Genomic DNA, 19,490 nt, shown 5'->3' with positions numbered 1-19,490 from the left:
CGCCCGTGGCTCCGGTACGCCCGGCGCCGACTCCAAAGGGGGGACTGTGACGGACACCCGCGACCCGAAGCCCTACCACCCGCCGAAGGCGTACGAGCCGCCGGCGGAGGGTTCCGCTTCGGGTTCCGGTTCCACGAGCTCCAAGGGCTCGAAGGCCGAGCGGGCGGCGAAGCCCGCCAAGGAGCCCAAGAAGCAGGCGGCCGCCGAGGACGTGGCGAAGGCCAGGCCCGGTGCCTCCGAGGAGCCGGCCGGGAAGGCCTCCGCGGCCCCCGCCGAGGAGCCGTCGGCCGCCAAGGGCGCCCCGGCCTCCGGCGGCCCCGCCAAGGGCCGTCCGCCCGCCCAGCGGGCCTCGGAGGAGCAGCGGCCGCGGGTGCCGCGCCCGGCGGCTCCGGCCCCCGCGGCGGCCCGCCCGGCGCCGCGTACGCGCACGGCGCGGCTGCGGGTGGCCAAGGCCGACCCGTGGTCGGTGATGAAGGTCAGCTTTCTGCTGTCCATCGCGCTGGGCGTGTGCACGATCGTGGCGGCCGCGGTGCTGTGGACGGTCATGGACGCCATGGGCGTCTTCTCGACCGTGGGCGGCACGATCAGCGACGCCACCTCCAGCGAGGGCGGCGGCTTCGACCTCCAGTCCTTCCTGTCCCTCCCGAACGTCCTCATCTTCACGACGGTCATCGCCGTGATCGACGTGGTGCTGGCGACCGCGCTGGCGACCCTGGGGGCCTTTGTCTACAACCTGTCGGCGGGCTTCGTCGGCGGTGTCGAGCTGACGCTCGCCGAGGACGAATAACGGCGGTCGGCACCGGGGGCCCGGACGATTTTGGGACTGGGCCCCAAGTGCGCTAATCTTTCGGTGTCGCGCGGGGCTATAGCTCAGACGGTTAGAGCGCTTCCCTGATAAGGAAGAGGCCACAGGTTCAAGTCCTGTTAGCCCCACCGCACGATCGGCCCGGACGGAGAATTCTCCGCCCGGGCCGATCTGTTTTCCGTGGTGGGGGAGTTGGGCCGCACCGGGTGTGAGAAGTGGACCCGGCACAGGTCACCGATCGGTATCGGCCGGTGTGTATCATCGGCCACCAGAGGTCCCCTTACGTCAAGGAAAGACGAGGTCGCGCGGTGAAGAAGCTCCTCCTGGTCGCACTGGCCGCCATCGGCGGGCTCCTCGTGTACCGCCAGATCCAGGCGGATCGCGCCGAGCAGGACCTGTGGACGGAGGCGACCGACTCCGTGCCCGCAGGTTCGGGTGTGTAAGACAACAGAGTCCTGACGCAGGGCCCCGGCCGCCGACGCGGCCGGGGCCCTGTTGTGTTTGCTTTCGTAAATAAAATGATTGCGAACGTGAATCAGCCCGCGGTCAGCGCCCAGATGCCCACCGCGAGGCAGAGCAGCGCCAGGATCAGCACCGGCACGGCGACCTTCGCAGGTGGCGGCCCGATCGTCCGGGACGACCGGTGCGGGCGCGTGGCGGGCGGCCGTACGGGCGGATGTACGGGCACGGGAGGCACCGGCGGTACGGCGGGGGCAGCCGTGGGCGCGGGGCGGCGCGTGACGCCGGAGGAGGGCGTGAAGGGCGGTTCGGGGGGTGTTCCCGGCGCATGGCCGGGCGGCAGCAGGGGCGTAGCGGGGGTGCCGGGCGCCTCGGGGGCCCGGCGCGGCTCGGGTCCTTCGGGGCCGAACCCCGGTGGCAGGGGCCCCAGATGGTCGAAGACCTCGATCGGCTCCTCGCCGGGCCCGGGCCCGTCCATCAGCTCCACGGCCTCGGCCAGGGCCTTCCGCGCGCCCGTGGCCGTACGGAACCGCATGCACGGGTCTGGCTGCAGCAGGTTCGCGAGCACCTGCCAGAGCGGTTCCGGTACGTCTTCCGGCGCGTTCGGGGTGCCGTGCTCCAGGAACCGCCGCACCAGTGCTTCCGCGTCGGGTTTGCGGCCGGTGAGGAGGTAGAGGGCCATCAGCCCGACGGCGAAAAGGTCAGCCGGGAAGTCGGGGTCGTCGCCCAGCATTTGCTCGGGGGCGAAATAACCGGGCGTCCCCATCACGTAGTTGGTGTCCGTCAGCCTCGGCTCGCCCTTGCGCATGGCGATCCCGAAGTCGGACAGCCGGACATGGGGGCGGCCCGTACCGGTCGCCTCCAAAAGGATGTTGGCGGGCTTGATGTCCCGGTGCACCACACCCTCCGTATGGACCGCCGACAGGCCCGACAGCAACTGATCGAGCACGACGCACACGAAATACGGCGGTAATGGGCCGTAGTCGCCGATGAGATGGGCCAGCGAGCCGCCGCGCACCACGTCCATGGTGAACAGCACCTTGTCGTCGTCCGCGGCCCAGCTCATCGGAGCCAGCACATGGGGGTGGTCGATGCGCAGACCCTGTTCGCGGACGAACCTCAGCAGGGTGTGGGCGTCGCTCTGCTGAAGCACCTTCGCCGCCACATAGCGCCGCCTGCGGTGGTCCCAGGCCCGCCAGACGGCCCCCACCCCGCCCCGCCCGATCGGGTCGACCAGCTCGTACCGCCCCGCGAAGACCTCACCCATCGCGTGCGCGGCGGTCAGCTCTGGTGCGCCTCGTAGTGGGCGACCGCCTCGGCGGTCCGCCCGGCGCCGTACACCCGCAGGAACTCGGCCAGTTCGGGGTGGGTGGAGGCGAGGGTCTGCGCGGCGTCGATGATGTCGCCCGCGCCGGCCACCGAGCGCAGCAGCGACTGGATCTCGCGCACCACGCGCCGCACGGTCGGGGCGCCGCTGCTGGCCGTGGTCTGGGTGGAGTTGAGGACCGAGCCGCCCGAGCTCTTCTTGACCTCCTCCATCCGGTCGGCGGCCTCGGCGGCGCTCACGCTGCCGTCGGCGACCTGGCTGGAGAGCTCCTGGAGCGCCTGCACCCGCTGTACCACCGCCGGGTTGCCGATTTTCGCCCGCTGACCGCTCATCAGCTGGGAGAGCATGGGCGCGGACAGGCCGAGAACGGAGGCGAGACGGGCCTGGTTGAGGCCGAGATCGTCGATGAGACGGCGGAACAGCGCCCCCAGGGGCTCTCCGTACCAGCTCCGCTGGAGCTCCCGTGCGCGGGCGGTGGCTTCCTGCTGTGCTGCGTCCATCTCGCTCTCCCCTTCGCTTCGCTGCCGCGAATCTTGCGGTGCATCCTACGGAGAGTGGTGGGTCGCGGCGATACCCGGTCGGGAAAGGGGGCCGCCACCGGGTATCCTGATCGGCGAAGGGGCCTTAGCTCAGTTGGTAGAGCGCCGTCTTTGCATGGCGGATGTCAGGAGTTCGACTCTCCTAGGCTCCACAGGAAACAGCCGCGAGGCGGGAGACCCATCGGTCTCCCGCCTCGCGGCCTTTTTCGTTCCCGGCCCGCGTCGGCGCAGGTCAGAGCCGGTCGTCGCGCTCCTCGACGCTGTCCTCCGCCAGGTCTTCCCGGTCCTGCTTGGCCTGGACCTCGGGGTCGAGCGGGCCCCCGCTGCCGTCCACCGAGGTCAGACGGGCGCGGTCGGAGACCTCGGTGGGGGCCGGCGGCTCGACCAGCCAGTCCGGGTTGGCCTGCTTGTCCCACCACTTCCAGGCGGCGTACGCGCCTCCCGCCAGCAGCCCCAGCAGGACGAAGCGCTTGGCGACCCGGCCCGTGCGGCAGCGGCGGTCGCGCTTGGCCACCAGCTTCTCGATGTCCGCGGCGGACACCTGGCCGCGCAGCGCGGCCAGCGCCGCGGCGCCCCGGGCGACGGCCTCGTCGCGCACGGGCTCGGCGGCGGCGCGGGCGCGGGCGGCGGCCTGGTCGACCTTCGGGGGCAGGGAGTCGCGGACGTGCTCCAGCCGCGGGGCCAGGTGCGCGTAGTACTGCTCCCCGGCGCTGCTGCGCGCCTGTTGAGCGGCGGCCGAGACCTTGGGAGCGAGACGGGCGCGGGTTTCGTGCGCATAGTGCACGGCGGCGTCCTTGGCCGTGCCGGCGTAAGGCGCCACCACTTCCGCGGCGTGCCGCACGCTGTCCCTCGCCGTGTCGGCCGCGGCGAGCACGCTGTCTTTGCGGGTCACGAGAACCTCCTCCTCGGTGGCGTGTGTTTTGTCGCCTTTCCACCCAGTGGAAAATCATGCCTGCCGGTGGGCGGTCCGGCACGTGCGGACGGGCATCCGGGTCATCAGGGGAGGCGCTCCGGCGCGAGCACACCGGTGAACACCCGTAGGCATCAAAGGGCACTAAGAGGGCATCAGCGGATTACGAAGAGCTTCGATCGACAATGCCACGATTTCGCGCCGCGCGCGGGCGTTTGCCCGCTACTCGACGCGAAGCCGTCCGTGCAAGGATCGGTAGCCGTCCGGCGAAGACTTACGGAAGGTAGAACGTGGCCGAGCAGCTGTACGCCACCCTGAAGACCAACCAGGGCGACATCGAGATCCGGCTGCTGCCGGACCACGCGCCCAAGACGGTGCGGAACTTCGTCGAGCTCGCCAAGGGCGAGCGGGAGTGGGTCAACCCGCGGACCGGCCAGAAGTCCACGGACAGGCTGTACGACGGCACGGTCTTCCACCGCGTCCTCAAGGGCTTCATGATCCAGGGCGGCGACCCGCTGGGCAACGGCACCGGCGGCCCGGGCTACACCTTCGCGGACGAGTTCCACCCCGACCTCGCCTTCGCCAAGCCCTACCTGCTGGCCATGGCCAACGCGGGCCCGGGCACCAACGGCTCGCAGTTCTTCATCACCGTGGAGCCCACCATGTGGCTGAACCGCAAGCACACGATCTTCGGCGAGGTGAGCAACGAGGCTTCCAAGAAGGTCGTGGACGCCATCGCGGCCATGGAGATCAACCCGCGCACCGAGCGTCCGGTGAGCGACGTCGTCATCGAGTCGGTCGTCGTGGAGTCCCGCCCCGCCAAAAAGGCCTGACGTCACCCTCCCAGGCGCGGCCTCACCCTTCCGGGACGTGGCTTCCGGGAACCCGGCGCCCTGCCCGTCCGTATGACGGGCGGGGCCGCGCGTCACCGACAGGCCCGCCCGTGACAGGCGCAAGGGGAACGCATGAACGACCAGGCTCTCGGCTGCTACCGGCACCCCGACCGGGAGACAGGCATCCGCTGCACCCGCTGTGAGCGGCCGATCTGCCCGCAGTGCATGGTCAGCGCATCGGTCGGTTTCCAGTGCCCGGAGTGCGTCGGCGGCCACACGGGGGGTGCCGACGGGGGCGCGCCGCCGCCTAGGGCCAGTGCCCCGCGCACGATCGCGGGCGGAGTCCACGCCTCCGACCCCCGCCTGGTGACCAAGATCCTGCTCGGGCTCAATGTGGCCCTGTGGGTCGTGGTGATGGTCGTGGGCGACCGGCTCGTGGAGGATCTGGAGCTGTTCGGCAGGGCGCGGCTGACCTTCGGCGGTCCGGTCGAGGGCGTCGCGGAAGGCCAGTGGTACCGCCTGCTGACCTCGATGTTCCTGCACCAGGCGCCGATGCACATCGCGTTCAACATGCTCTCGCTGTGGTGGCTCGGCCCCCCGCTGGAGGCGGCGCTCGGCCGCGCCCGCTATCTGGCGCTCTATCTGCTCGCGGGCCTCGGCGGCTCCGCGCTGACCTTCGTGGTCGCCGACCCGGCCCAGCCCTCGCTCGGCGCCTCCGGCGCGATCTTCGGCCTGCTGGGCGCGACGGCGGTGCTGATGCGGCGCCTCAACTACGACATGCGCCCCGTCATCGCGCTGCTGGTGCTCAATCTGATCTTCACCTTCGCCTGGGCCAACATCGCCTGGCAGGCCCACATCGGCGGTCTGGTGGTGGGCACCGCCGTGGCGTACGGCCTGGTGCACGCGCCGCGTGACAAGCGGGTGCTGGTGCAGCGGGCGACCTGTGGGCTGGCGCTGCTGGTGATCGCCGGGGCCGTGGTCGTCCGGACGCTTCAGCTCACCGGGTGATCTTTTCCACGGAGGCCCGCGGCGCCTTGCGGGGTGGGTTGTCCACAGCGCGTGCAAGATCTTGTGCACGCCGTGGGGAACAGCTGTCCGGCATCGCACAGAGCTGCGTTTCCGCTGGAAGGGGCCCTGTGACGCGTGCTACACCGCGCCGGTGATCAGTCACACCGGTGTCAATGCCGGGGAAGTTATCCACAGATCTTCTGAGTTTTTCCCCACTGTGGACGATGCTGTGGATAACTCCCGGGAAGGCTGACCGGAGGGCTTGCGCGCGGCTCCGGTCAGGCCCCTACTTCCACTGGGTGGAGACCACGAATCCCGCGGCGATGAAGCCGAAGCCGACCACGATGTTCCAGTTGTGCAGCGACTCGACCGGCATATCGCCACTGGTCACATAGAAGATGACGATCCACGCCAGCCCGATCAGGAACATCGCCAGCATCAGTGGGGCGACCCAACCGCGGCCGCTGCTCAGCTTGATGCTCTGTTGCTGCTTCGCCGGCGGAGGCGTGAAGTCGTCCTTCTTGCGGATCCGTGACTTCGGCACGAGGAACTCTCCTGTCGATGCGCTGCGTGACCGCGCTGGGGATACAAGGGCTGGCCGCCGAGTCGGGAAGCGCCGGGAACGCCACCTTCCCTCGGGCGTCCGTTAGCGTAGTGCTTCCGCGGCGTCGGAGAGGATAAGGGTACGTTGAGCAATTCTGCGGACTCCACCAGCACGCCTTCCCGGCGATTCCGGCCGGTGCGGCTGCTGACCGGCGGGGTCTTCGCGCTCGCGGGCCTCATCTTCTGGACGAGCTTCAACACCGCGCACGGCACCAACATCCGCACCGACGACTCGATGCTCCGGCTCTCGGACCTCATCCAGGAACGCAGCCGCAAGAACGCCGACCTGGACGACAGCGCCGCGGGCATGCGCTCGCAGGTCGACGCCCTCGCCGGGCGGGGCGGCGGCAACAGCGCCGCGGAGAACAAGAAGCTCGCCGACCTGGAAGCGGACGCGGGCACCAGCAAGATCGACGGCACGGGCCTCACGGTCACCCTCACCGACGCGCCGCCCAACGCCACCCCGCGGATCCCCGGCGTCCCGGACCCGCAGCCGAACGACCTGGTCATCCATCAGCAGGACCTCCAGGCCGTCGTCAACGCCCTGTGGCAGGGCGGCGCCAAGGGCATCCAGGTCATGGACCAGCGGCTGATCTCCACCAGCGCCGTCCGCTGTGTCGGCAACACCCTCATCCTCCAGGGCCGCGTCTACTCCCCGCCGTACAAGGTGACGGCCGTCGGCGACCGCGGCGCCCTGCGCAAGGCCCTGGACGGCTCGCCCTCGATCCAGAACTACCTCCAGTACGTGGCCGCGTACGGCCTCGGCTGGAAAGTCGACCAGCACGACGCGGTGACTCTTCCCGGCTACTCGGGCACAGTGGATCTCCACTACGCCAAGCCCATGGGGTAACCCGGGAGGGGGTCGGCCGATGGGAGCGAGACTCGTCGTCCGGACACTCAGCGAGCTGTGCGTCACCATCGGCACCTTGATCGTCCTGCTGGTGGTCTACGTCCTCTACTGGACCGGCGTACGGGCGGACCGCGCGATGGACGGCGAGGTGGACCGCCTCCACGAACAGTGGTCGACCGTGGCGCAGCCGGCCGGCCAGTCCGCAGGACAGTCGGCAGGACAGCCGGCCGGGCGACCCACGGGCGGGCCGACGTCCCGCCCGGGGGAGCGCCCGGCGGAACGTCCGGGGGGACAGCAGGCAGGGCGACAGAGCGGCGGCGAAACGGTTCCGCAGCAGCCCTCCCACGCCCCCGGCGCCTCCTTCGCCGTCATGTACATCCCCCGCCTCGGCTCCGGCTGGGCCAAGCCCGTACTCCAGGGCACCGGCACCGACGTGCTGAAGAGGGGCCTCGGGCACTACGACCGGACCGCGGGGCTCGGCGAGACGGGCAACTTCGCGGTCGCCGGCCACCGCCGCACCTACGGAGACCCCTTCAAGGACCTCCCCGAACTGCGCTCCGGCGACGCGGTGGTGCTGACCGACGGCACGACGTGGTTCACCTACCGCGTCGACGGCGCGCCCTACCGCACCCGCCCCGACGACATCGGTGTCATCGACCCCGTGCCCGCCGGGTCCGGCTTCCGCGGGCCCGGCCGCTATCTCACCCTCACCACCTGCGAACCGGAGTGGGGCCACAGCCACCGGCTGATCGTCTGGGCCCACCTGGACGCCACCCGCCCGGTCACGGAGGGCAAGCCCAGGGCTTTGCTCAGCTGACCCACCCGGCCCCTCCGCTCCCCTTAGTCTGGTGCTGAAAATCGCTAACCGACTAACTACGTCATCGGCAAGTGGGGACAGCATGTACGGCTGGATCTGGCGGCATCTGCCGGGCAACGCATGGGTGCGGGCGCTGATCTCGCTGCTGCTCGTGCTGGCGATCGTCTACGCCCTCTTCCAGTACGTCTTCCCCTGGGCGGAACCGCTGCTGCCGTTCAACGATGTGACGGTCGACAACGGAATGGCGGTCAACCGGTGAGTGCGCGCATCCTCGTCGTGGACAACTACGACAGCTTCGTCTTCAACCTCGTGCAGTACCTCTACCAACTCGGCGCCGAGTGCGAGGTCCTGCGCAACGACGAGGTCGAACTTAGCCATGCCCAGGACGGCTTCGACGGAGTGCTCCTGTCGCCCGGTCCGGGCGCGCCCGAGCAGGCGGGCGTCTGCATCGACATGGTGCGCCACTGCGCCGCGACGGGCGTGCCGGTCTTCGGGGTGTGCCTGGGCATGCAGTCGATGGCTGTCGCGTACGGCGGAGTCGTCGACCGGGCTCCCGAGCTGCTGCACGGCAAGACCTCCCTGGTGACCCACGAGGGCAGCGGGGTCTTCCAGGGCCTGCCCTCGCCCTTCACGGCCACCCGCTACCACTCGCTCGCCGTCGAGCGGGAGAACTGGCCGGACGAGCTGGAGATCACGGCCTGGACGGAGTCGGGCATCGCGATGGGCCTGCGCCACCGCGACCTGCCGGTCGAGGGCGTCCAGTTCCACCCCGAGTCGGTGCTCACCGAATGGGGCCACCGGATGCTGGCCAACTGGCTGGTGGCCTGTGGTGACGCGGACGCGGTGGAGCGCTCCGCGGGGCTCGCCCCGGTGGTGGGCAAGGCCGGGGCGTGACCACGCTCCGCCCCGAACCGGCCCCCAGGGCCGTATCGCAGCCGCTGCCGCCCGAGGACCACGCGACGATGGAGCTGCGCAGGGTGGACGCGCTGGTTCCGGCGCAGGCGGTACGGCCCGGCGGCCGGGCCGAGCGGCGGAAGGCGGCTCACAGGGCCCAGAAGGCCCACAGGACGCACAGGGCGCACGGAACGCAGCGGACCCACCGGGCGGCGCCCGCGGCGCGCACGGCGCCCAGGGAGAGCCTCGGCGTCCTGGTGAGCCGGCTGGTGGGCGAGCTGTTCATCACCGCGGGCGTGCTGATGCTGCTGTTCGTCGCCTATCAGCTGTGGTGGACGAACGTGATAGCCCACCAGCAGGCGGGCGGCGCCGCCAAACACCTCCAGAAGACCTGGGACAAGGGCGCCGGCGCCGACCGGGACGCCGGGGCGTTCTCGCCCGGCGAGGGCTTCGCGATCATCTACATCCCCACGCTCGACGTGAAGGCCCCGATCGCCGAGGGCACCGGCAAGCACCAGGTCCTGGACCGCGGCATGGTCGGCCACTACGGCGACAGCCAGCTGAAGACCGCGATGCCCTGGGACAAGCAGGGGAACTTCGCCCTGGCCGGACACCGCAACACCCACGGCGAACCGTTCCGTTACGTCAACCGGCTGAAGCCCGGCGACAAGATCGTCGTGGAGACGCGGAGCGCGTTCTACACCTATGAGATGACCACCCGCCTGGAACAGACGTCTCCGGAGAATGTCACGGTCATCGCACCCGTACCCAAGGGTTCGGGCTTCACAGGGCCCGGCCGCTACATCACCCTGACGACCTGCACGCCGGAATTCACCAGTACGTACCGCATGATCGTCTGGGGCAAGATGGTCGAGGAGCGGCCCCGGAGCAAGGGCAAGCCGGACGCCCTCGTCGAGTGAACGAGTTGACTGCACAGCGGAGCGAAACGGGGTACGGCGCGGTGGCACGGATCGACGACGGCGAGCCACGGCGGCGGGTCCCCGCCCGGGGGCCGATCGCCGCCACCGTCGGAGTGATCGGCGAGCTGCTGATCACCGCGGGTGTGCTGATGGCCCTGTTCGTCGTCTACTCCCTGTGGTGGACGAACGTCCTGGCCGACCGCGAGGCGAAGCGACAGGGCAACCACGTGCGCGACAACTGGGCCAGGCCCGGCGGGCCTGGCGCCCTCGACACCAAGGACGGCATCGGCTTCCTGCACGTGCCGTCGATGAAGAACGGCGAGGTGCTCGTCAAGAGCGGCACCGGCAGCGACGTCCTCAACGAGGGCGTCGCCGGCTTCTACCGCGACCCCGTGAAGGCCGCGATGCCCTGGGACAAGCAGGGCAACTTCACCCTGGCCGCGCACCGCGACGGGCACGGCGCGAAGTTCCACAACATCGACAAGATCAAGACGGGCGACGCCGTCGTCTTCGAGACGCGCGACGTCTGGTACGTCTACAAGGTCTACGCCGAGCTCAAGCAGACCTCGAAGTACAACGTCGACGTCCTGGACGCGGTCCCGAAGGAGTCCGGCAAGAAGACCCCGGGCCGCTATCTGACCCTGACGACCTGCACCCCGGTCTACACCTCGGACTACCGCTACATCGTCTGGGCCGAGCTGGACCACACGGAGAAGGTCGACAGCGCACGGACGAAGCCGAAGGAACTGCGCGGCTGAAACGACAACGCCGTACGGGCCGGCAAAAACCGGCCCGTTGGGGGGTAGCTGGGGGAGTTTGAAGTCAGCCTCCGGCAGAAGGTCAGTGGCGGCGTCCGCCCGTGAACCCGCCGATGAAGCCGGTGTCACCACCGGTGTCGCCGGGCTGACCCGTGTCGCCGTTCGCCCCGCCCGGCGCGCCCGCCAGCGTGAAGAGGTTGACCGGAGTGTTCCTGTCGAGCTGGGTGCCCGCGGCCGGAGCGGTGGCGAGCACGGTCGCGTTGTCGTCCTGCGGGCCGGAGATGTTGCCGACCTTCAGGCCCGCGTCCGTCAGCGCCTTCTTCGCGTCCTTGAGCTTCTGGTTGCTCAGCGCCGGAACGGTCACCTTCTGGTTCGCCTTGGCCTTGGCGACGGTCAGGGTGACCGTGGAGCCGGGCTTGGCGTTGGTGTTGCCGTCGGGGCTCTGCCGGATGACGGTGCCCGGAGCCTGGTCCGACTCCTCCTCCTGCTTGTTCACCACGAAGCCGAGGTCGGACAGCTGCTTGCTCGCCGCGTCGAAGGCCTGGCCGACCACGGACGGCACCTGCTTGGGCTGCTGGGCCCCGGCGATCGTCAGGGTGACCTTGGAGCCCTTGTCGGCCTTGGTGAGGCCCTTGGGGTCCTGGTCGATGACGCTGCCCGCGGTGGCGCTGTCGGTGATCGTCGTCTTCACGTCGACGGTGAAGCCCTTGTCCTCCAGGATCTGGCGGGCCTTGTCGGCCTGCTTCTCCGTGACGTCAGGGACCTCGACCTTCTCGGCGCCCTCGGAGACGGTCACCTTGACCTCGCCGCCCCGGTCGATCTTGCCGCCGTCCTTGGGGGTCTGCTCGCAGATCTTGCCCTTGTCCTGGTCGCAGGCCTTCGTGCCGCTCTGGACGACCTTGAAGTCGCCGTTGACGCCCTGTTGCTGGGCGTCCTTGAGCGTCTGCCCGACGAGGTTGGGCACGGACACCTGGGAGCTGTTGGAGTTCCCGCCGAACAGCGACTTGCCGATGAAGATCGCGCCGACGAGCACCAGGATGCCCGCGACGATCAGCAGGATCGTGGAGAGGCTGCTCTTCTTGCCGCCGCCCCCGCCGCGCCTGCGGCCGTTGCCGTCGTCGTAGCCGCCGTAGCCACCGTCGTCGTCGCGCACCGGCGGCAGCATGGACGTCTGTCCGGCGCCGTGGTCGTGCGAGCGGAGCATGGTGGTCGGCTGGTCCTCGCCGTAGCCGCCGAGCCCGTACGCGCCCGCGGCGGCGGCCACGGGCTGGCCCTCCAGCGCCGCCTCGATGTCGGCCCGCATCTCGTCGGCCGACTGGTAGCGGTAGTCCGGGTCCTTGGCCAGTGCCTTGAGGACGATGGCGTCCATCTCGGGCGTGATCTCGGGGTCGTGGACGCTCGGCGGGTTCGGCTCTTCCCGTACGTGCTGGTAGGCGACGGCCACCGGGGAGTCGCCGATGAACGGGGGCCGCACCGCCAGCAGCTCGTAGAGCAGGCAGCCGGTGGAGTAGAGGTCGGACCGCGCGTCGACCTGCTCGCCCTTGGCCTGCTCCGGGGAGAGGTACTGGGCGGTGCCGATCACGGCCGCGGTCTGGGTCATCGTCATGCCGGAGTCGCCCATGGCGCGGGCGATGCCGAAGTCCATCACCTTGACCTGGCCGGTGCGCGTCAGCATGACGTTCGCGGGCTTGATGTCGCGGTGGACGATGCCGGCCCGGTGGGAGTACTCCAGCGCCTGGAGAACGCCGATGGTCATCTCCAGCGAGCGCTCGGGCAGCAGCTTCCGGCCGGAGTGCAGCAGCTCGCGCAGGGTGGACCCGTCGACGTACTCCATGACGATGTACGGGATCGAGACCCCGTCCACATAGTCCTCGCCGGTGTCGTAGACGGCGACGATCGACGGGTGGTTGAGCGAGGCGGCCGACTGGGCCTCACGGCGGAACCGGGCCTGGAAGGACGGGTCGCGGGCGAGGTCCACCCGCAACGTCTTCACGGCGACGGTGCGGCCGAGCCGGGTGTCGTGGGCGAGGTAGACCTCGGCCATGCCACCGCGGCCGAGCACCGAGCCCAGCTCGTACCGGCCGCCGAGGCGACGCGGCTCTTCCATAGCTCCAGCCCTTCCGTTTTCCTGACCGCACCGGCGTGGGTCCGGCGGTGTGCTGTCCGGGCATACCGTACCCGGCACGCTGCGCCCCTTCCGGGCGCCACCGTCACCTGATACACGACCGGTACCGTCAGCTACGGTGCACGGCTGGTGGGGTGAGCGGCGTCACTTCGACGTCTTGAGCACGGCCTCCATGACGTTCTTCGCGATCGGCGCGGCGAGCGCGCCACCGGCGACGTCGTCACGCGCGGTCTTGTCGTCGCCCTCGACCACCACGGCGACCGCGACGGGCGAGCCGTTGTCGGTCTTCGCGTAGGAGATGAACCAGGCGTACGGCTTGCCGCTGTTGTCGACGCCGTGCTGGGCGGTACCGGTCTTGCCGCCGACGGTGACGCCGTCGATCTGGGCGCTCTTGCCGGTGCCGCTCTCGACGACCGTCTCCATCATCGACTGGACCTTCTGCGCGTTCTGCGCGGAGAGCGCCTGCGACATCTGCTTGGGCTGGTGCGTCTCGATCACGTTGAGGTTGGGCGCCCGCACCTTGTCGACCATGTACGGCTCCATGAGCTTGCCGTTGTTGGCGATCGCGGAGACGACCATGGCCATCTGGAGCGGGGTGGCGCGGTTGGACGCCTGGCCGATGCCGTCCATGGCGTTCTGCGGCCGGTTGTCCTTGGGGTAGACGCTCTTCTCGGCACGCACGGGCGTGAGGACCTCGTTGTTGAAGCCGAACTTCTGCGCCTGCTTCATCATCTTGTCGTTGCCGAGGTCGGCGCTGATCTTGCCGAAGACGGTGTTGCAGGACATCCGCAGGGCCTCCCGCATGGAGACGTCCTTGCAGGGGATGTTGTTCTCGTTGCCCAACTCGGTCACCGTGTCCGGCAGCTTCCACGGCAGAGGCGAGTCGGTCTTCTGGTCCGGGTCCGTGTACAGCCCGTTCTCCAGCGCCGCGGCTGCCGTCACGACCTTGAACGTCGAACCGGGCGGGTAGGTGGCCCGCAGCGCCCGGTTGAGCATCGGCTGGTTCTTGTCCTTCTCCAGCGCCGTCCACGCCGCGCTGTCGTTCGCGCCCGCGATCTTCGAGGGGTCGTACGAGGGGGTGGACGCCAGGGCCAGGATCTTGCCCGTGCGCGGGTCGAGGGCGGCGACGGCGCCGCGCTTGTCACCGAGGCCCTTGAAGGCGGCCTCCTGGGCCTTGGCGTTGAGGGTGGTGATCACGTCGCCACCCTTCTGGCCCTTGCCCGTGATCATGTCGACGGTGCGGTTGAAGAACAGCTTGTCGTCGTCGCCGGTGAGGACCCGGTCGTAGAGCTTCTCCAGCTGCGAGGCGTCGAAGACCTGCGAGGTGTAGCCGGTGACCGGCGCCCACATCTCGCCGTTCTTGTAGGTGCGCTTGTACTTGTAGTCGATGCCGTTGGTCTCGACCGAGCCGGTGACTTCCTGGCCGTCGACGATGATGTTGCCGCGCGGCTGGCTGTAGCGGGCGATCGCGACCCGGTGGTTGTGCTTGTTGGTCTTGAGCTCGTCCGCCTGGACGAACTGGAGCCAGTTGTCGCGCAGCAGCAGGGCCAGCACGAGCAGCCCGCAGAAGATCGCGATCCGGCGCACGGGCTTGTTCACGGTCGGACCACCTGGGTCATCTCGGCGTCGGGGGAGGGAGCGGGCGCCGGCGCGGGGCGGCGCGCGGTGTCGCTGATCTTGATGAGGATGGCGATCAGGGCCCAGTTGGCGATGACGGAGGAGCCACCGGCAGCCATGAACGGCAGGGTCATGCCGGTCAGCGGGATGAGGCCCATGACGCCGCCCGCGACGACGAAGACCTGGATGCCGAAGGCGGCCGACAGACCGCACGCGAGCAGCTTGCCGAAGGGGTCGCGCGCGGCCAGAGCCGTGCGCACACCGCGCTCCACGATGATCGCGTAGATCATCAGGATCCCCATGGTGCCCGCCAGACCGAGCTCCTCGCCGACGGTGCCGAGGATGAAGTCGGAGTTGGCGGCGAAGCCGATGAGGTCGGAGTAGCCCTGGCCCCAGCCCGAGCCGAAGACGCCGCCGGAGCCGAAGGCCATCAGCGCCTGGGAGATCTGCTCGCTGGCCGCGGACTTGCCCCAGCCGCCGAACGGGTCCAGCCAGGCGTTCACACGGGCCTGGACGTGCGGTTCGAAGGTGGCGACGCCGACGGCACCGCCCGCGGACATCAGCAGGCCGAAGACGATCCAGCTGGTGCGCTCGGTCGCGACGTAGAGCATCACGACGAACATGCCGAAGAACAGCAGCGAGGTGCCGAGGTCGGTCTCGAAGACGAGGATGAGGATGCTGAACGCCCAGACGGCCAGGATCGGACCGAGGTCACGGCCGCGCGGCAGGTAGAGCCCCATGAAGCGGCGGCTGGCCAGGGCGAGGGCGTCGCGTTTCACCATCAGATAGCCGGCGAAGAAGATCGCCAGGATGATCTTCGCGAACTCACCCGGCTGGATCGAGCCGAGGCCCGGCAGGGTGATCCAGATCCGCGCGCCGAACTTCGCCGGGAAGAAGACCGGGGCGATCAGCAGGGCCAGCGCGACGGCCATGGAGATGTAGGTGTAGCGCTGGAGGATGCGGTGGTCCTTGAGGAAGATCACCACGGCGACGAAGAGCCCGATGCCCAGCGCCGAGTACATCAGCTGGTTGGGTGCCGAGGCGATGTACTTGAAGCCCTGGTTCTTGGCGAGGTTGGCCAGCCGCGGCGACTGGTCCAGCCGCCAGATGAGGACGAGGCCGAGCCCGTTGAGCAGCGTGGCCATCGGCAGCAGCAGCGGGTCCGCGTACTTGGCGAACTTGCGGATGACGAGGTGGCCGACGCCGGCCAGCAGACCGAGGCCGAGGCCGTAGCCGAGCATGCCCGAGGGCATCTCACCGCTGAGGGCGAGGCCCACGTTGGCGTACGCGAAGCACGGGATGATCACCGCGAAGGCGAGCAGTGCCAGCTCGGTGTTGCGCCGGCTGGGCGGGCCCACCGTGCTGATCGTGGTGGTGTTGGCGAAACCCGGCATTGATGGCATGGATGGCATGGCTGACATGAGTTGATGGCCCCCTACGGCTTCACTGCTGAGTGCTGCACTGCGGGACCAACTTCTGCTCTTCCTCGCTGAGGGTGGGACCGGGCGCGGGCGCCGTGGGGGTGGCCTGGACGGAGTTCGGCTTGGCGTCGGACTTGGGGTCCTTGGCGGCCTCGCCCACGGCGCCACCGGCCCGCTCGCCGCTCTGCTTCTCCTTCTCGCGCGCCTGCTGCTCGGCCTTGTGCCGCTCGTCCTCCTTCTTGCACGCGCCTGCGAGCATGCCGAGGTCCTTGACCTTCTGCACGGCCTTGTCGCGGCTGTCGAGCGCGATGGTGTCCTGGACGCGGCCGCGCTGGTCGACCGGGAGGTACTTGAGTTCGATCTCGGGGTGGTCCTGATACAGCTTGCTGAGGCTGACCCAGGCCAGGTTCTGGTTGATGCCCTGGTAGACGGCCACGTGGTCGTTGTCCTTGGCGCCCACGTAGTACTGCGTCTGGGTCCAGCTGTAGCCGCCGTAGAGCCCCCCGGCGACGACGCCGAGCACCACGGCCACGATGAGGGACCGCTTGATCCACTTCCCGCGGCGGGCGGGCTTGACGTACTCCTCGTCCATGAAGGCGCCGAAGGAGCCGTCCGGGGTGCCGCCCATGCCCGCGTCACCGCTGCCGGGCGGGCCGAAGCCGCCGCCCTGCGGGGGTACGGGCCGATTGGCGCGGGCGTGCTCGGCGGCCCGCCCGGCCGGGGTGTGCAGGGCGCCGTCGTCGCCCAGCTGGAGCTGGTTCTCGGCCACCGCGCCGACGATCACCGGGGTGTCGTTGAGCTGGCCCGCCAGGGTGTCGCCGCCGTCGACGTCGAGGACGTCGGCGACGATGCAGGTGATGTTGTCGGGACCGCCGCCGCGCAGCGCGAGCTGGATCAGCTCCTGGATCGTCTCGTGCGGACCCTGGTAGCTGGCGAGGGTCTCCTCCATCGTCTGGTGGCTGACGACGCCGGACAGACCGTCGGAGCAGATGAGATAGCGGTCCCCGGCCCGGACCTCCCGGATGGAGAGGTCGGGCTCCACGTGGTCGCCGCTGCCCAGCGCGCGCATCAGCAGGGAGCGCTGCGGGTGGGTGGTGGCCTCTTCCTCGGTGATCCGGCCCTCGTCGACGAGCCGCTGCACCCAGGTGTGGTCCTGCGTGATCTGGGTGAGCACGCCGTCGCGCAGCAGGTAAGCGCGCGAGTCGCCGACGTGCACGAGGCCGAGCCGCTGGCCGGTCCACAGCAGGGCGGTGAGCGTGGTGCCCATGCCCTCCAGCTGCGGGTCCTCCTCGACCATGACCCGGAGCTGGTCGTTGGCCCGCTGCACGGCGGTGCCGAGGGAGGTGAGGATGTCGGAGCCGGGGACGTCGTCGTCGAGCGTCACCAGGGTGGAGATCACCTCGGAGGAGGCGACCTCACCCGCGGCCTGGCCGCCCATGCCGTCGGCGATGGCGAGCAGGCGGGGGCCGGCGTAACCGGAGTCCTCGTTGCCCTCCCGGATCATGCCCTTGTGCGATCCGGCGGCGAAACGCAGTGACAGACTCATGCGCACCTCGCCCGTCGGCTCCGGGTACAGCCCCTTCCCAGACACGCTGCCCACCCTCCGGTCGTCATGGTCCTACTACTTCCGCAGCTCGATGACGGTCTTGCCGATGCGGATCGGCGCGCCGAGCGGGATCGGGGTCGGGGTGGTCAGCCTGGTCCGGTCGAGATAGGTGCCGTTGGTCGAACCGAGGTCCTCGACGATCCACTGGCCGTCGCGGTCCGGATAGATCCTGGCATGCCTGCTGGAGGCGTAGTCGTCGTCCAGCACGATCGTGGAGTCGTGGGCGCGACCGAGAGAGATGGTCTGGCCCTGGAGGGCCACCGTGGTGCCGGTGAGGGAGCCCTCGGAGACCACGAGCTTGGTGGGCGCGCCGCGGCGGGAGCGGTCGGCACGTCGGCCGCCGCCCTGCTGCTGGCGCTGTGGCGGCGGTGCGGTCTGCTGCTGCGCGCGCTGCGTCTGCCGCTCCGAGCCGCCGCGGCGGGAGCCGCGCTGGGTGACCCGCGTACCGAAGAGGTCACTGCGGATGACCTGAACGGCCACGATGACGAACAGCCACAAGACGGCGAGGAAACCCAACCGCATGACCGTGAGGGTCAGCTCTGACATTGCCCCCGCTTCACCCTTCGGCTTGCCGATAAACGATGGTGGTGCTGCCCACGACGATGCGCGAGCCGTCGCGGAGCGTAGCGCGCGTGGTGTGCTGTCCGTCCACCACGATGCCGTTGGTCGACCCCAGATCCTGGATCGTCGCGGGGGTGCCGACCCGGATTTCGCAGTGCCGGCGGGAGACGCCGGGGTCGTCGATCCGTACGTCCGCTTCGGTACTGCGGCCCAGTACGAGGGTGGGGCGTGAGATCTGGTGCCGCGTGCCGTTGATCTCGATCCAGCGCCGGGTCTGGCCACCGGAGGCGGGACCGGCCGCGGGGCCGGGTCCTCCGGTGCGCGGCGCGGGTCGCCCGCCGCCGGGCGGCGGGGCCGCGGGCATGGGCGGCAGTCCCGAGGGCGGCGACGGATAGCCGGCACCGTGCGTGACGGGACCGCTGCCGCCGGGGCGGGGCGCGGCCGGGCGCTGCTGGGCCTGCGGGTCCTGCGACTCACTGGCGGCCAGGGTGCGGCTGCGCACCCGGTACAGCCCGGTGTCGAGGTCGTCGGCCTTCTCCAGGTGGACCTTGATGGTCCCCATGAAGGTGTAGCGCTGCTGCTTGGCGTAGTCGCGGACCATGCCGGAGAGCTCGTCGCCGAGCTGACCGGAGTACGGGCTGAGGCGCTCGAAGTCCGGGGCGCTCAGCTCCACGATGAAGTCGTTGGGGACGACGGTGCGGTCGCGGTTCCAGATGGTGGCGTTGTTGTCGCACTCGCGCTGGAGCGCGCCCGCGATCTCCACCGGCTGCACCTCGGACTTGAACACCTTGGCGAAGGTGCCGTTCACGAGACCCTCGAGTCGCTGCTCGAAGCGCTTCAGTACTCCCACGGGGCACCTCCTTCCCTCAGTGACGTTCCTGATGCTCAGTGTCGTTCCTGATACTGCTTACTGATCGTATCCACGCGTCGGGAAAACGGCTGGTTCCCCTTCGGCGCCAGGAGTGACGAGTGTCGCCTTCACCCGCGTCCCGGTGCCGCCTTCACTAGGGATCGTAGAGGCGGCTGCGAGCCAGTGTCCCGCAACCGGTGGGGTGCCCGGCGGTCCTGCCGGTCCGGCGGGGCTCCGGCGGGGGCGACGGCTTCCGGTTCTGTCCGGCTTCTCCCCTGTGCGAGGTTCCGCGACCCGGGCCGGCCGAGGTCGGCCGGACGCCCGGCAGGTGCCGCTCGGATGCCGCTCCGGGCGGTCCGTGCCCGCCCACCAGGAACGAGTGTGAAGACACCCTCCACAGCGTGCTAATGTTCTCGATGTCGGAAGGCGAACGCACAAGAACTGGACGGAAAAGTCCGAGGGCGGTGCGGGAAGACTGAAGACAACACCCATGCGCGGGTGGCGGAATAGGCAGACGCGCTGGATTCAGGTTCCAGTGCCCGAAAGGGCGTGGGGGTTCAACTCCCCCCTCGCGCACCATGAGGTAT

Annotated in this window: 20 protein-coding genes and 3 tRNA genes; 13 read left to right on the top strand and 10 right to left on the bottom strand. The window is 69.7% G+C overall.

Annotation, left to right across the window (positions count from 1 at the left end; all coding sequences use genetic code 11):
- The first annotated feature begins 46 nt into the window (after window positions 1–46).
- The 3 genes from DXZ73_RS22205 to DXZ73_RS39540 all read left to right on the top strand — a co-directional run bounded on the left by DXZ73_RS22205 (window position 47) and on the right by DXZ73_RS39540 (window position 1,248).
- Window positions 47–787, top strand: coding sequence for a DUF3566 domain-containing protein (locus DXZ73_RS22205; protein ID WP_162890285.1), 741 nt, complete (start codon window positions 47–49; stop codon window positions 785–787).
- 72 nt (window positions 788–859) lie between these two features.
- Window positions 860–933, top strand: a tRNA-Ile gene (locus tag DXZ73_RS22200).
- Window positions 934–1,113: 180 nt separating this feature from the next.
- Window positions 1,114–1,248 (top strand): DLW-39 family protein, encoded by a 135-nt coding sequence (locus DXZ73_RS39540; protein WP_003958712.1) that lies wholly within the window; start codon window positions 1,114–1,116, stop codon window positions 1,246–1,248.
- Window positions 1,249–1,340: 92 nt separating this feature from the next.
- Here the strand turns inward: DXZ73_RS39540 and DXZ73_RS22190 are convergent, their stop codons facing one another.
- On the bottom strand, window positions 1,341–2,531 hold the full coding sequence (locus tag DXZ73_RS22190; RefSeq protein WP_116212836.1) for a serine/threonine-protein kinase: 1,191 nt from the start codon (window positions 2,529–2,531) through the stop codon (window positions 1,341–1,343).
- Window positions 2,532–2,545: 14 nt separating this feature from the next.
- On the bottom strand, window positions 2,546–3,091 hold the full coding sequence (locus DXZ73_RS22185) for a helix-turn-helix domain-containing protein (RefSeq protein ID WP_116212835.1): 546 nt from the start codon (window positions 3,089–3,091) through the stop codon (window positions 2,546–2,548).
- Window positions 3,092–3,209: 118 nt separating this feature from the next.
- Here DXZ73_RS22185 and DXZ73_RS22180 point away from each other — a divergent pair.
- A tRNA-Ala gene (locus DXZ73_RS22180) sits at window positions 3,210–3,282 on the top strand.
- A gap of 80 nt (window positions 3,283–3,362) precedes the next feature.
- On the opposite strand, the gene DXZ73_RS22175 is transcribed toward DXZ73_RS22180, so the two are convergent.
- Window positions 3,363–4,022 carry a DUF5324 family protein gene (locus tag DXZ73_RS22175; protein ID WP_116212834.1) on the bottom strand — a complete coding sequence of 220 codons (660 nt, stop codon included), beginning with the start codon at window positions 4,020–4,022 and terminating at the stop codon, window positions 3,363–3,365.
- Window positions 4,023–4,330: 308 nt separating this feature from the next.
- Between DXZ73_RS22175 and DXZ73_RS22170 the strand changes: the two genes are divergently transcribed.
- Together DXZ73_RS22170 and DXZ73_RS22165 are read left to right on the top strand one after the other, a co-directional pair.
- Window positions 4,331–4,873 carry a peptidylprolyl isomerase gene (locus DXZ73_RS22170; protein ID WP_116212833.1) on the top strand — a complete coding sequence of 181 codons (543 nt, stop codon included), beginning with the start codon at window positions 4,331–4,333 and terminating at the stop codon, window positions 4,871–4,873.
- Between the two features lie 132 nt (window positions 4,874–5,005).
- Window positions 5,006–5,881, top strand: coding sequence for a rhomboid family intramembrane serine protease (locus DXZ73_RS22165; protein WP_116212832.1), 876 nt, complete (start codon window positions 5,006–5,008; stop codon window positions 5,879–5,881).
- 286 nt (window positions 5,882–6,167) lie between these two features.
- On the opposite strand, the gene crgA is transcribed toward DXZ73_RS22165, so the two are convergent.
- The gene (gene crgA / locus DXZ73_RS22160; RefSeq protein ID WP_116212831.1) at window positions 6,168–6,425 is read right to left on the bottom strand and encodes a cell division protein CrgA; all 258 of its coding nucleotides are present in this window, start codon (window positions 6,423–6,425) and stop codon (window positions 6,168–6,170) included.
- A gap of 144 nt (window positions 6,426–6,569) precedes the next feature.
- Between crgA and DXZ73_RS22155 the strand changes: the two genes are divergently transcribed.
- From DXZ73_RS22155 to DXZ73_RS22135, 6 genes are all read left to right on the top strand, one after another.
- Window positions 6,570–7,334: a DUF881 domain-containing protein gene (locus DXZ73_RS22155; protein ID WP_116212830.1), complete on the top strand. Its 765-nt coding sequence runs from the start codon at window positions 6,570–6,572 to the stop codon at window positions 7,332–7,334.
- 19 nt (window positions 7,335–7,353) lie between these two features.
- Entirely contained in the window at window positions 7,354–8,151 is a 798-nt protein-coding gene (locus DXZ73_RS22150) for a class E sortase (RefSeq protein ID WP_116212829.1), read from the top strand.
- Window positions 8,152–8,233: 82 nt separating this feature from the next.
- The gene (locus DXZ73_RS38270; RefSeq protein WP_162890284.1) at window positions 8,234–8,410 is read left to right on the top strand and encodes a DUF4175 domain-containing protein; all 177 of its coding nucleotides are present in this window, start codon (window positions 8,234–8,236) and stop codon (window positions 8,408–8,410) included.
- Complete coding sequence (locus tag DXZ73_RS22145; RefSeq protein ID WP_116212828.1) at window positions 8,407–9,045, top strand: aminodeoxychorismate/anthranilate synthase component II; 639 nt, start codon at window positions 8,407–8,409, stop codon at window positions 9,043–9,045. Before DXZ73_RS38270 ends, DXZ73_RS22145 begins: the two co-directional genes overlap by 4 nt.
- Entirely contained in the window at window positions 9,042–9,965 is a 924-nt protein-coding gene (locus tag DXZ73_RS22140) for a class E sortase (RefSeq protein WP_425315854.1), read from the top strand. The genes DXZ73_RS22145 and DXZ73_RS22140 overlap by 4 nt, the downstream gene beginning before the upstream one ends.
- Window positions 9,966–9,970: 5 nt before the next feature.
- A complete protein-coding gene (locus tag DXZ73_RS22135; RefSeq protein WP_116215766.1) occupies window positions 9,971–10,723 on the top strand; it encodes a class E sortase in 753 nt (250 codons plus the stop codon).
- Window positions 10,724–10,805: 82 nt separating this feature from the next.
- Here DXZ73_RS22135 and pknB read toward each other — a convergent pair whose 3' ends face one another.
- From pknB to DXZ73_RS22105, 6 genes are all read right to left on the bottom strand, one after another.
- A complete protein-coding gene (gene pknB, locus DXZ73_RS22130; protein WP_116212827.1) occupies window positions 10,806–12,830 on the bottom strand; it encodes a Stk1 family PASTA domain-containing Ser/Thr kinase in 2,025 nt (674 codons plus the stop codon).
- A 162-nt stretch (window positions 12,831–12,992) separates the two neighbouring features.
- Window positions 12,993–14,447: a peptidoglycan D,D-transpeptidase FtsI family protein gene (locus DXZ73_RS22125; RefSeq protein WP_116212826.1), complete on the bottom strand. Its 1,455-nt coding sequence runs from the start codon at window positions 14,445–14,447 to the stop codon at window positions 12,993–12,995.
- Window positions 14,444–15,859, bottom strand: a complete 1,416-nt coding sequence (locus tag DXZ73_RS22120; RefSeq protein ID WP_116212825.1) for an FtsW/RodA/SpoVE family cell cycle protein — start codon at window positions 15,857–15,859, stop codon at window positions 14,444–14,446. Before DXZ73_RS22120 ends, DXZ73_RS22125 begins: the two co-directional genes overlap by 4 nt.
- Before the next feature lie 49 nt (window positions 15,860–15,908).
- The gene (locus DXZ73_RS22115) at window positions 15,909–17,432 is read right to left on the bottom strand and encodes a PP2C family protein-serine/threonine phosphatase (protein ID WP_116212824.1); all 1,524 of its coding nucleotides are present in this window, start codon (window positions 17,430–17,432) and stop codon (window positions 15,909–15,911) included.
- Between the two features lie 75 nt (window positions 17,433–17,507).
- The gene (locus DXZ73_RS22110) at window positions 17,508–18,038 is read right to left on the bottom strand and encodes an FHA domain-containing protein FhaB/FipA (protein ID WP_116212823.1); all 531 of its coding nucleotides are present in this window, start codon (window positions 18,036–18,038) and stop codon (window positions 17,508–17,510) included.
- A gap of 10 nt (window positions 18,039–18,048) precedes the next feature.
- Complete coding sequence (locus tag DXZ73_RS22105) at window positions 18,049–18,903, bottom strand: FhaA domain-containing protein (protein ID WP_116212822.1); 855 nt, start codon at window positions 18,901–18,903, stop codon at window positions 18,049–18,051.
- Window positions 18,904–19,395: 492 nt separating this feature from the next.
- Between DXZ73_RS22105 and DXZ73_RS22100 the strand changes: the two genes are divergently transcribed.
- Window positions 19,396–19,482, top strand: a tRNA-Leu gene (locus DXZ73_RS22100).
- Window positions 19,483–19,490 lie beyond the last annotated feature (8 nt).

Source organism: Streptoverticillium olivoreticuli subsp. olivoreticuli (assembly GCF_003391135.1).
GTDB classification, from domain to species: Bacteria; Actinomycetota; Actinomycetes; order Streptomycetales; family Streptomycetaceae; genus Streptomyces; species Streptomyces blastmyceticus.
Note: the sequence above shows the minus strand (reverse complement) of the source record. Positions and strands in the feature narration are given on the sequence as shown.

What these genes read in the sequence shown, in the direction of transcription:
- DXZ73_RS22190 (WP_116212836.1), bottom strand. Translation starts at nt 2,531, where the DNA reads ATGGGTGAGGTCTTCGCGGGGCGGTACGAGCTGGTCGACCCGATCGGG.
- DXZ73_RS22185 (WP_116212835.1), bottom strand. Translation starts at nt 3,091, where the DNA reads ATGGACGCAGCACAGCAGGAAGCCACCGCCCGCGCACGGGAGCTCCAG.
- DXZ73_RS22165 (WP_116212832.1), top strand. Translation starts at nt 5,006, where the DNA reads ATGAACGACCAGGCTCTCGGCTGCTACCGGCACCCCGACCGGGAGACA.
- DXZ73_RS22150 (WP_116212829.1), top strand. Translation starts at nt 7,354, where the DNA reads ATGGGAGCGAGACTCGTCGTCCGGACACTCAGCGAGCTGTGCGTCACC.
- DXZ73_RS38270 (WP_162890284.1), top strand. Translation starts at nt 8,234, where the DNA reads ATGTACGGCTGGATCTGGCGGCATCTGCCGGGCAACGCATGGGTGCGG.
- pknB (WP_116212827.1), bottom strand. Translation starts at nt 12,830, where the DNA reads ATGGAAGAGCCGCGTCGCCTCGGCGGCCGGTACGAGCTGGGCTCGGTG.
- DXZ73_RS22120 (WP_116212825.1), bottom strand. Translation starts at nt 15,859, where the DNA reads ATGCCGGGTTTCGCCAACACCACCACGATCAGCACGGTGGGCCCGCCC.
- DXZ73_RS22115 (WP_116212824.1), bottom strand. Translation starts at nt 17,432, where the DNA reads ATGAGTCTGTCACTGCGTTTCGCCGCCGGATCGCACAAGGGCATGATC.
- DXZ73_RS22110 (WP_116212823.1), bottom strand. Translation starts at nt 18,038, where the DNA reads ATGTCAGAGCTGACCCTCACGGTCATGCGGTTGGGTTTCCTCGCCGTC.